The sequence below is a fragment of the Flavobacterium sp. W22_SRS_FK3 genome (assembly GCF_052113665.1).
Taxonomy (GTDB): domain Bacteria; phylum Bacteroidota; class Bacteroidia; order Flavobacteriales; family Flavobacteriaceae; genus Flavobacterium.
Window position 1 is genome coordinate 55111 of the sequence record NZ_JBGQOF010000009.1, and the last position, 11744, is coordinate 66854.

At 34.4% G+C, this 11744-nt stretch carries 8 protein-coding genes; all 8 read left to right on the forward strand.

The features are described 5' to 3' along the window. The first annotated feature begins 185 nt into the window (after positions 1 to 185). From ACEN2I_RS10555 to ACEN2I_RS10590, 8 genes are read left to right on the forward strand one after another with little or no spacing between them, the layout of a single operon-like run. Entirely contained in the window at positions 186 to 1514 is a 1329-nt protein-coding gene (locus tag ACEN2I_RS10555) for a c-type cytochrome (protein WP_441766068.1), read from the forward strand. 32 nt (positions 1515 to 1546) lie between these two features. Beyond that, positions 1547 to 4600 (forward strand): TAT-variant-translocated molybdopterin oxidoreductase, encoded by a 3054-nt coding sequence (locus ACEN2I_RS10560; protein ID WP_441766069.1) that lies wholly within the window; start codon positions 1547 to 1549, stop codon positions 4598 to 4600. A 32-nt stretch (positions 4601 to 4632) separates the two neighbouring features. After that, positions 4633 to 6033: an NrfD/PsrC family molybdoenzyme membrane anchor subunit gene (gene nrfD, locus ACEN2I_RS10565; RefSeq protein ID WP_042566279.1), complete on the forward strand. Its 1401-nt coding sequence runs from the start codon at positions 4633 to 4635 to the stop codon at positions 6031 to 6033. Then, complete coding sequence (locus ACEN2I_RS10570) at positions 6026 to 6550, forward strand: DUF3341 domain-containing protein (protein WP_441766070.1); 525 nt, start codon at positions 6026 to 6028, stop codon at positions 6548 to 6550. Before nrfD ends, ACEN2I_RS10570 begins: the two co-directional genes overlap by 8 nt. Positions 6551 to 6558: 8 nt before the next feature. After that, on the forward strand, positions 6559 to 7104 hold the full coding sequence (locus ACEN2I_RS10575) for a c-type cytochrome (RefSeq protein WP_441766071.1): 546 nt from the start codon (positions 6559 to 6561) through the stop codon (positions 7102 to 7104). A gap of 27 nt (positions 7105 to 7131) precedes the next feature. Next, the gene (locus ACEN2I_RS10580; protein WP_441766072.1) at positions 7132 to 8667 is read left to right on the forward strand and encodes a quinol:cytochrome C oxidoreductase; all 1536 of its coding nucleotides are present in this window, start codon (positions 7132 to 7134) and stop codon (positions 8665 to 8667) included. 19 nt (positions 8668 to 8686) lie between these two features. Beyond that, positions 8687 to 9874, forward strand: a complete 1188-nt coding sequence (locus ACEN2I_RS10585) for a cytochrome c oxidase subunit II (protein WP_441766073.1) — start codon at positions 8687 to 8689, stop codon at positions 9872 to 9874. 31 nt (positions 9875 to 9905) lie between these two features. Continuing rightward, entirely contained in the window at positions 9906 to 11711 is a 1806-nt protein-coding gene (locus ACEN2I_RS10590; protein WP_441766074.1) for a cytochrome c oxidase subunit I, read from the forward strand. Positions 11712 to 11744: the final 33 nt, after the last annotated feature.

Consider the following 11744-nt stretch of genomic DNA (forward strand, 5'->3'; position numbering starts at 1 on the left):
GTTTATATGTGAAATGTTCTTTTTATTTAGAATTGATATAAATTGATATTTAAGACTATTTTAAGGTTTTGAGAATAGCACTTAAATTGTATTTTTGTGCAAGTTTTAAAAGAGGGTATTCGGTTTTAACTTATTTAATATAGAAAAAACCATACCAAAAAATTAGTAGATAATTATTATACTATATGAAAAAGGTGGGTAACCATAATTCGATCTCAAGAAAATTGCTGCTTAGCTTATCGCTAACGCTGATTTTCTCCCTAACTTCATTTGCTCAAGATGCTGCTGCTGCTCCCGCAGCCCCTGAAGCTGCTGCTCCGGCTGCAACTGCAGGAGGTGATCCGGCAAAAGGGAAAGAACTTTTTAATGCAAATTGTGCTGCATGTCACAAATTAGATGCTAAATCAACTGGTCCTGCCTTAAGAGGTGTTGCTGGTAAACATGATATGGCTTGGATCTATAAGTGGGTACACAATAGCTCTGAAGTAATTAAATCAGGCGACCCAGTTGCTGTTAAACTTTTTGAAGAAAACAATAAGTCAGTAATGACTGCTTTTCCTCAATTATCTGAAGGTGATATTGATGATATTATTGCTTATACTTCTGAAGTGAAAGCTGAGCCTGTTACTGGAGCTAATGCTTTGCCGATAGGTCATCAGGAAGGTACAAGTGGAATATCTAATAATATTATTTTAGCCGCACTTGCTCTTGTAATGGCTATTTTAGTTGTAATGTTGTTCATGGTGAACAAAGTTTTGACTAAAATTGCAAGTAATAACGGAATTGTAGTTGCTCCTAAAGAAGCTAGAACTCCAATCTGGAAAGCTTTTGCTAAAAACCAATTTTTAGTATTAGTTACTTCTATATTTTTGCTTTTAGCGAGTGGTTATTTTGTATATGGATTTTTAATGCAGGTTGGTGTGGATCAAAATTATGAGCCAATTCAGCCAATTCACTATTCTCACAAAATTCACGCTGGAGATAATGAGATCAATTGTAAATATTGTCACTCTGCTGCACGTGTAAGTAAAACAGCTGGTATTCCTTCTTTAAATGTTTGTATGAACTGTCATAAAAACATCTCTGAGGTTGCTGAAGCTACCGCTACTCCTGAGCATAGCAAAGCATTTTATGATGGTGAAATTCAAAAATTATATGACGCTGTAGGTTGGGATAAAAGTAAACAATCATATACAGGAAAAACTAAGCCTGTAAAATGGGTTCGTATTCATAATTTACCTGATTTTGTGTATTTTAATCATTCACAGCACGTTACTGTTGCTGGAGTTGAATGTCAGACTTGTCACGGTCCGGTACAGGAATTTGAAATCATGAAGCAATATTCTAAATTAACAATGGGATGGTGTATTGATTGCCATAGAAAAACGGATGTTAAGATGGAAGGAAATGCATACTATGATAAAATTCATGCTGAACTTTCTAAAAAATACGGTGTAGAGAAATTAACTGCAGCGCAAATGGGAGGTTTAGAATGCGGTAAATGCCACTATTAATCGAATTATTAAGATTTTAATATTTATATACAATGTCATCAAACAAAAAATACTGGAAAAGTGTTGAAGAACTAGAAAATAGTTCTATTGTTGAGGCGCTTAGAAATAACGAGTTTGTTGAAGAAATTCCTACTGATGAGTTTTTAGGAAATACAGATGTCTTAGCTTCATCTGGAACTTCACGTCGTGACTTTTTAAAGTACGTAGGGTTTAGTACTGCAGCTGTTACACTTGCTGCATGCGAAGGTCCTGTTCACAAATCGATACCTTATGTTTTACAACCGGAACAAATCATTCCTGGTGTTGCTGATTATTATGCAACAACTGTTTTTGATGGTTTTGATTTTGCTAACTTATTAGTAAAAACTCGAGAGGGTCGTCCAATTAAAATTGAGAACAATACTATTTCTGGAGCTAAATTTTCAGCCAATGCTAGAATTCATGCATCTATTCTATCTTTATATGATAGTATGCGTTTGAAAGAGCCTAAATTGGAAGGAAAAAATAGTAATTGGTCTGCTGTTGATTTGAAAATCAAATCAAGTCTTGCAGAGGCCAAAGTAAAAGGAGGACAAGTAGTATTGTTGACAAATACTTTAGCAAGCCCATCTACTGAAAAGTTGATCGGGGAATTTATTGCTAAAAACCCAAATGCAAAGCATGTTGTTTATGACGCAGTTTCTTCATCTGATGCTTTGGATGCTTTTGAAACAGTTTATGGAGAAAGAGCATTAGTTGATTATGATTTTTCAAAAGCTTCATTAATTGTATCTGTAGGTGCTGATTTCTTAGGAGACTGGCAAGGAGGAGGATATGATGCTGGATATGCAAAAGGACGTATTCCACAAAATGGAAAAATGTCTCGTCATTTTCAGTTTGAATCAAACATGACATTATCCGGAGCAGCAGCTGATAAGCGTGTTCCAATGACTGTATCTGATCAAAAACAAGCTTTAGTTCAAATATACAATATTGTTGTAGGTGGTTCTGTTCCTGTTTCTTTAGAAGGGGCTTATAAAGCGGAAGCTGTTAAAGCAGCCCAACAATTAAAAGCGGCCGGTTCAAAAGGGGTTTTAGTATCTGGAATTGAAGATAAAAATGCTCAATTATTAGTTTTTGCTATTAATCAAAGATTGTCTAGTGAAGCTTTTAATACTGCTGGATCAAGACAAATTAGAAAAGGATCAAATGCGGTTGTATCTCAATTAATAAAAGACATGAATGCTGGCAGTGTTCATACTTTAATCATGAGTGGAATTAATCCTGTTTATACATTAGCTGATTCAGCTTCTTTTGTATCTGGATTGAAAAAAGTAAAAACTTCGGTTGCTTTCTCTTTAAAAGAGGATGAAACTGCATCTATTACTACAGTTGCTGCTCCTGCGCCACATTATTTAGAATCTTGGGGAGATGTTGAAATAACCAAAGGAACTTATAGTTTAACTCAGCCAACTATTCGTCCTATATTTAATACTAAACAATTTCAAGAAATTTTATTATCATTAAATGGTTTTGTTGGAAATTTCTATGATTATCTAAAAGCCAATTCGGCTGAGATTATTGCAGGATCTTCTTGGAATAAAGTTTTACACGATGGCGTTTTTGTAGTTGGTTCTACTGCTTTATCTGGTGGTTCTTTTGATTATGCTGCTGCGGCTAATGCAGTTTCTAAGTCAAGATCTGCTGGAGATTTCGAATTAGTATTATATACTAAAACGGGTATGGGTGATGGTCAACAGGCAAATAACCCTTGGTTACAGGAATTTCCGGATCCTATCACAAGAGTTTCTTGGGATAATTATATAACTATTTCTAATGCTGATGCTAAGAAGCTTGATTTAACAAATGAAATTGTTGCAAATGGTGGTTTGAATGGTAGTTATGCTACAATTACTACTGCTGATGGTGCTAAGTTAGAAAACGTTCCGGTAATAGTTCAGCCGGGTCAAGCTGTTGGTACAGTTGGTTTAGCTGTAGGTTATGGTCGTAAAGCGGCTTTAAAAGATGAAATGCAGGTGGGTTTAAATGCCTATGCTTTATATAAAAACTTTAATAGTGTTCAATCTGTATCTATTGCAAAAGCAAATGGAGTTCATGAGTTTGCTTGTGTTCAAGGTCAGAAAACATTAATGGGTAGGGGAGATATTATAAAAGAAACTACTCTTAAAACGTTCAATGAAGAAGATGCTGAACATTGGAATGAAAAGCCAATGGTATCATTAGATCATCAAGAGGTTGAAGCTACAACTGTTGATTTATGGGAGTCTTTTGATCGTTCTACTGGTCATCATTTTAATCTTTCTATTGACTTAAATGCTTGTACAGGATGTGGAGCATGTGTTATTGCTTGTCATGCTGAAAACAACGTTCCTGTTGTTGGTAAAGCCGAGGTAAGAAGAAGTCGTGATATGCACTGGTTGCGTATTGACAGATATTATTCTTCTGAAAGTACTTTTGAAGGTGATAATGAAAGAAAAGAGAATATTGCTGGTTTATCTAGTTCATTATCTACATTTAATGAAATGGAAAAAGCTGGAGAAAATCCACAAGTAGCATTTCAGCCTGTAATGTGTCAACACTGTAATCACGCACCATGTGAAACAGTTTGTCCTGTTGCTGCAACATCTCATGGACGTGAAGGTCAGAACCACATGGCATATAACAGATGTGTGGGTACTCGTTATTGTGCAAACAACTGTCCATATAAAGTACGTCGTTTTAACTGGTTCTTGTATAACAAAAACAGTGAATTCGATTATCACATGAATGACGATTTAGGACGTATGGTATTAAATCCTGATGTAAACGTTCGTTCTCGTGGAGTTATGGAAAAATGTTCTATGTGTATTCAAATGACACAAGCAACTAAGTTAAAAGCTAAAAATGAAGGTCGACCAGTTGCTGATGGCGAGTTTCAGACAGCCTGTTCTAATGCTTGTTCTTCTGGAGCAATGATATTTGGTGATGTTAATGATATTGAAAGTAAAGTAGCTAAATTAGCGGCTGATGAAAGATCATATCACTTGTTAGAGCATGTAGGAACAAAACCTAATGTGGTTTACCATGTTAAAGTTAGAAATACTTAGTAAATTATTAATTAGAAACAATATAAAGGATTATGTCGTCTCACTACGAAGCACCCATTAGAAAACCTTTAGTTATAGGTGATAAATCTTATCACGATGTAACAGTAGATGTAGCTGCACCTGTTGAGGGGCCTGCAAACAAACAATGGTGGATTGTATTTTCAATCGCATTAATAGCCTTCCTTTGGGGGTTAGGTTGTATCATTTACACCGTATCTACCGGTATCGGAACATGGGGATTAAATAAAACAGTTGGTTGGGCCTGGGATATCACAAACTTCGTTTGGTGGGTTGGTATTGGTCATGCTGGAACATTAATTTCTGCGGTATTATTACTTTTCCGTCAACGTTGGAGAATGGCTATTAACCGTTCTGCAGAAGCAATGACTATCTTTTCGGTAGTTCAGGCAGGTCTATTTCCAATTATTCACATGGGACGTCCATGGTTGGCATACTGGGTTTTACCTATTCCAAATCAGTTTGGATCTTTATGGGTAAACTTTAATTCACCATTGCTTTGGGACGTATTCGCAATTTCAACATATCTTTCGGTATCATTAGTTTTCTGGTGGACTGGTTTATTACCTGATTTTGCAATGCTAAGAGATAGAGCAATAACACCTTTTAATAAAAGAGTATATTCAATCCTGAGTTTTGGATGGAGCGGTAGAGCGAAAGATTGGCAGCGTTTTGAAGAAGTATCTTTAGTATTAGCTGGTTTGGCTACGCCTCTTGTACTTTCTGTACACACGATTGTATCTATGGACTTTGCTACCTCAGTTATTCCTGGATGGCATACAACAATTTTCCCTCCATACTTTGTTGCTGGAGCGGTTTTCTCTGGATTTGCGATGGTAAACACATTGTTGATCGTTATGAGAAAAGTTTCTAACCTTGAAGCGTATATCACATTACAACATATTGAATTAATGAATATCATTATTATGATTACTGGTTCTATTGTTGGTGTGGCATATATCACTGAGTTATTTGTAGCTTGGTATTCAGGAGTAGAGTATGAGCAATATGCATTCTTAAACAGAGCTACGGGACCTTACTGGTGGGCATATTGGTCAATGATGACTTGTAACGTTTTCTCTCCACAATTTATGTGGTTTAAAAAATTAAGAACAAGTATCATGTTCTCATTCATCATTTCGATAGTGGTAAACATTGGAATGTGGTTTGAAAGATTTGTAATTATTGTAACTTCTTTACATAGAGATTACCTTCCATCTTCTTGGACAATGTTCTCACCAACATTTGTAGATATTGGAATTTTCATCGGAACAATTGGTTTCTTCTTTGTATTGTTTTTATTATACTCTAGAACATTCCCAGTTATTGCTCAAGCAGAGGTAAAAACAATTTTGAAAGGAACAGGAGATAATTACATTAGAGAAAGAGCAAATAAAGATTCACATCATGAGTAATAAAGTAATATACGCCATTTATAATGACGATGATATTTTGATGGATGCAGTAAAGAAAACCAGAGCTGCTCATCATCATATTGAAGAGGTTTTTACTCCATTCCCGGTTCACGGATTGGATAAAGCAATGGGTTTAACGCCAACAAGATTAGCAATTTGTGCTTTTTTATATGGATGTGTTGGTATTTCTTTTGCAACATTTATGATGAGTTATATAATGATTCATGACTGGCCACAAGATATTGGAGGTAAACCAAGTTTTAGTTTCATCCAGAATATGCCATCTTTCGTGCCAATTATGTTTGAGATGACTGTATTTTTTGCTGCTCACTTAATGGTAATCACTTTTTATATGAGAAGTAGATTATGGCCATTTAAGCAAGCTGAAAATCCTGATGTAAGAACAACAGATGACCATTTTTTAATGGAAGTTGCTGTAAGTGATAATGAAGCTGAACTAGTTTCTTTTTTCGAAAGTACAGGAGCTGTTGAAGTTAAAGTAATTGAAAAGAATTAATTGTAGCTATGAAAAGGATATATAAAATAACACTTTTAGTTGGTATAACTATTTTAGTTTCATCTTGCCACAATAATTCGGCACCAAACTATCAGTATTTCCCAAATATGTATGAATCTGTAGGATATGAAACATATTCTGAAGCTTCTGTATTTAAAGGCGGAAAAGAAGGACAACTTCCTGTAGAAGGAACTATTAATAGAGGTTTTGAACCTTATGAATACCCAAATACAACTGCTGGTTATGAATTGGCTAAAGCTAATTTAAAATCACCTTTGAGTGAAGAAGAAAGAAATTCTGGAAAAGGAAAAGAACTTTTCGAAATTTATTGTATCAGTTGTCATGGTGCAGCTGGAAACGGTAAAGGTAAATTGGTTGAAAGAGAAAAATTTCTTGGAGTACCTAGCTATAAAGACAGAGTAATTACTGAAGGAAGTATCTTTCATGTTGAAACTTATGGTTTAAATGCAATGGGTTCTCATGCCAATCAATTAAGTGCCCACGAACGTTGGTTAGTTGCTGACTATGTTCTAAAACTAAAAAGCCAATTATAATTGTTGAACAAACTGATCGTAATAGATATGTATACATTTTCAAGTAAATTAAAAACTTTTTCTATCATCCTAATGGCTCTTGGTATATTAGGAATTGGATATGGTTTTTTAACTGCTCCTAAAAATATTGAAGAGGTAGAAACTCTTCTTGCAAAAGAATCATCTGAGCATGGTGGAGGACATGGTGAAGCTGCAGCAGCTCATCATGAAGAATCTACAGCATTAGCACATCATGAGGAAACATCTGAAGCCCATACTGAGGAAGTTAAAGCGGTTCATTCTGAAGTTATTGTAGATAATGATTCAGTTGTTGCAAATAATGATTCAGTTATTGCAAAAGAGGAAATTACTCATGAAATAAAATCTGAAGAATCACATGAAACTGCAGTTGCACATGAAGTAAAAGAGGACAAACATGACGTATCTCATGAGCATGATCCTAAAGCACATACTGAACACGTTTTACACCAATTACAAAACAAGCCTTGGTCTGCTTTGTACGTCGCTTGTATTTTCTTTTTATTGCTTTCGATGGGAGTTTTAGCTTTCTATGCTATTCAACAAGTTGCTCAGGCAGGTTGGTCTCCGGTCTTATTTAGAGTTATGCAGGGAATCACAGCTTATTTACCAGTGGGTTCTATAATTTTCTTTATTCTTTTGATTCTTTGCGGATTACACTTTAATCATATATTTGTTTGGTTAGGAGAAGGGGTTACAGATCCGAATAGCCCAAATTATGATGCTATCATTGCAGGTAAGGCTGGCTACTTAAATTTTCCTTTCTGGATTTTTAGAGCTGCTTTGTTTTTGATAGGTTGGAATTTATATCGTCATTTTTCTAGAAAAAACTGTTTAGCTCAGGATGAAGCTAATGATGATCTATATTACAAAAAGAACTTTAAGATGTCTGCGGGATTCTTAGTTTTCTTTATTGTTTCTGAGTCTATTATGTCTTGGGATTGGATTATGTCATTTGACCCACACTGGTTCAGTACTTTATTTGGATGGTATGTATTTGCTTCTTTCTTTGTAAGTGGTATTACATCTATCGCATTAGTAACGATCTACCTAAAATCTAAAGGATATTTAGAATATGTAAACACAAGCCACATTCATGATTTAGCTAAATTTATGTTTGGTATTAGTATTTTTTGGACTTATTTATGGTTCTCTCAATTTATGTTGATCTGGTACGCAAATATTCCAGAAGAGGTTACTTATTTCATTACAAGGATCCAATTATATAATCTGCCTTTCTTTGGAGCAGTAGTTATGAATTTTGTTTTCCCATTATTGATATTGGTTAACACTGATTTTAAACGTCTTAACTGGGTTATTATAATGGCTGGAATTGTTATCTTATTAGGGCATTATGTTGATTTCTTTAATATGATTATGCCAGGAACAGTAGGTGATAGATGGTTTATTGGAGTTTCTGAGATTGCATCTATTCTTTTCTTCTTAGGTTTGTTTATTTTCGTAGTGTTTACTGCCTTGAGTAAATCTCCTTTGTTAGCAAAAAGAAATCCTTTCATAGAAGAAAGTAAACATTTTCATTATTAATATTTAAAGAAATAAACAGATGACAAGTTTGTTGGTAATTGTAGTTTTAGTTTTATTAGCAGTTGCATTGTGGCAATTGACCAAGATATTTGATCTTACTCAGGTAGGGGTTTCTTCGGACAATTCGCAAGTTGCATCAGATAATGATAATAATGTTCAGGGATATATTATGTTTGGCTTTTTAGCTTTCATTTATATCTTCACAATTTATGGCTTACTAAAGTGGGGTAATTTAGCACTTCATACACCAGCTTCTGAGCACGGTGTTTTAGTAGACAGTTTAATGAATATTACTTGGGTATTGATTTTTACAGTACAAGTTATTACACAAGGTTTATTATACTGGTTTTCTTTTAAATATAAAGGGAATAAAGATAAAAAAGCATTGTTTTTTGCTGATAGTAATAAACTAGAAGCAATCTGGAGTATTATTCCATCTGTTGTTTTAGCTGTTTTGATTCTTTATGGATTGTACGCATGGAACAATATCATGTTTGTTGATAAAGATGAAGATGTAATAGAAATTGAATTATACGCTCAACAATTTAAATGGACTGCAAGATATGCTGGTGCAGATAATACTTTAGGAAAAGCAAACGTAAGATTGATTCAGGGTATAAACACTTTAGGTGTTGATATGTCAGATAAAAATTCTGAGGATGATATTGTAGTTTCTGAATTACATATACCAAAAGGAAAAAAAGTACATTTTAAAATGCGTTCTCAAGATGTATTACACTCAGCTTATTTTCCTCATTTTAGAGCGCAGATGAACTGTGTGCCAGGAATGGTTACTGAGTTTGCTTTTGTGCCAACCTATACGACTGCTGAATATAGAGAGTTACCTTTTATGGTTGAGAAAGTTTCTAATATTAATAAACTTAGAGCAGAAAAAAGTATTGAGTTAGTTGCTAAAGGTGGTACTGCTTTAGATCCTTATACATTTGATTATTTATTATTATGTAATAAAATTTGTGGAGCTTCTCATTATAACATGCAAATGAAAGTTGTAGTTGATACTCCAGAAGATTATAAAAAATGGTTAAGCGAAAAAACAACATTAGCTCAGGATATTAAAGCCGCTGCGGCTGCTGAAAAACCAGCTGGAGGAGTTGAGGCTACAGACACTATTTCTAAAGTTCAGGATACTGTTAATACAGTAATTGATACTGTTAAGGCGGTTGTAGCTAAAGTTGCTATGAAATAAATATTATTAAGAAAATTTAAAGTATACATATATGTCAGCAGAAGCGCACGATCACGATCACGGACACGATCATCACGAGCACGAACATCATCATAAAGACACTTTCATTACTAAATATATTTTTAGTATTGATCACAAAATGATTGCTAAACAATACTTGATTACTGGTATTGTTATGGGAGTAATTGGTATTGCAATGTCCTTGCTTTTCAGAATGCAATTGGCTTGGCCAGAAGAGTCTTTCAAGATATTTAATGTTTTATTAGGAGATAAATTTGCACCTGATGGTGTAATGGCAAATGATATTTATTTAGCCTTAGTTACAATTCACGGTACTATAATGGTATTCTTTGTATTGACTGCTGGTTTGAGTGGAACTTTTAGTAACTTGCTTATTCCTCTTCAAATTGGAGCACGAGATATGGCTTCCGGATTTATGAATATGATTTCATACTGGTTGTTTTTCTTATCTGCAGTAATTATGTTAAGCTCATTATTTGTTGAAGCTGGACCAGCTTCTGCAGGTTGGACAATCTATCCTCCATTAAGTGCCTTACCACAAGCTATTCCAGGCTCTGGAGCAGGTATGACTTTATGGTTAGTTTCGATGGCAATATTTATCGCATCCTCTTTGATGGGTTCTTTGAATTATATTGTTACTGTAATCAACTTAAGAACTAAAGGAATGTCTATGACAAGACTTCCACTTACAATCTGGACATTTTTCGTAACAGCTATTATTGGAGTTATTTCCTTTCCGGTTTTATTATCAGCTGCATTATTATTGATTTTTGATAGAAGTTTTGGTACTTCATTCTTCTTATCTGATATTTATATTGCAGGAGAGGTTTTACATTACCAAGGTGGTTCACCAGTTTTATTCGAGCATTTATTTTGGTTCTTAGGACACCCTGAAGTATATATTGTAATTTTACCAGCAATGGGTCTTGTTTCTGAAATTATGGCTACAAATTCTCGTAAACCAATTTTTGGATACAGAGCGATGATTATGTCAGTTCTTGCAATTGCATTTTTATCAACAATTGTTTGGGGTCACCATATGTTCCTTTCAGGAATGAATCCTTTCTTAGGATCTGTATTTACTTTTACTACATTATTAATTGCAATTCCATCTGCTGTAAAAGCATTCAACTGGATTACAACTTTGTGGAAAGGTAACTTACAATTCAATCCAGCAATGTTATTTTCTATCGGTATGGTTTCTACCTTCATCACTGGAGGTTTAACAGGAATCATTTTAGGAGATAGTACTTTAGACATTAACGTTCATGATACTTATTTTGTAATTGCTCACTTCCACCTAGTAATGGGTATATCTGCACTTTACGGGATGTTTGGTGGTATCTACCACTGGTTTCCTAAAATGTATGGAAGAATGTTGAATAAAAACTTAGGTTATATTCACTTTTGGGTAACTGCAGTTTGTGCTTATGGAGTATTCTTTCCAATGCACTTTATTGGATTAGCTGGTTTACCAAGACGTTACTATACTAATACGAACTTTCCACTATTTGATGATTTACAAAATGTGAATGTTTTAATTACAACATTTGCTCTTGTAGGAGGTGCGTTCCAATTAGTATTCTTGTACAACTTCTTTAGTAGTATTTTCTACGGAAAGAAAGCTATACAGAATCCTTGGAAGTCAACAACATTAGAGTGGACAACTCCAGTAGAACATATTCACGGTAACTGGCCAGGTGAAATTCCTCATGTATATCGTTGGCCATATGACTACAGTAACCCAAATCATGATGTAGATTTTGTACCACAAAATGTACCGATGAAAGAAGGTGAAGAAGTTTTACACCACTAAAAATATTTCAAAAAAGACTATCATTTCGATAGT

Bases quoted from the DNA above. Each gene is read 5' to 3' on its own strand.
- ACEN2I_RS10585 (WP_441766073.1), top strand. From the start codon at position 8,687: ATGACAAGTTTGTTGGTAATTGTAGTTTTAGTTTTATTAGCAGTTGCA.
- nrfD (WP_042566279.1), top strand. From the start codon at position 4,633: ATGTCGTCTCACTACGAAGCACCCATTAGAAAACCTTTAGTTATAGGT.
- ACEN2I_RS10555 (WP_441766068.1), top strand. From the start codon at position 186: ATGAAAAAGGTGGGTAACCATAATTCGATCTCAAGAAAATTGCTGCTT.
- ACEN2I_RS10580 (WP_441766072.1), top strand. From the start codon at position 7,132: ATGTATACATTTTCAAGTAAATTAAAAACTTTTTCTATCATCCTAATG.
- ACEN2I_RS10570 (WP_441766070.1), top strand. From the start codon at position 6,026: ATGAGTAATAAAGTAATATACGCCATTTATAATGACGATGATATTTTG.
- ACEN2I_RS10560 (WP_441766069.1), top strand. From the start codon at position 1,547: ATGTCATCAAACAAAAAATACTGGAAAAGTGTTGAAGAACTAGAAAAT.
- ACEN2I_RS10575 (WP_441766071.1), top strand. From the start codon at position 6,559: ATGAAAAGGATATATAAAATAACACTTTTAGTTGGTATAACTATTTTA.
- ACEN2I_RS10590 (WP_441766074.1), top strand. From the start codon at position 9,906: ATGTCAGCAGAAGCGCACGATCACGATCACGGACACGATCATCACGAG.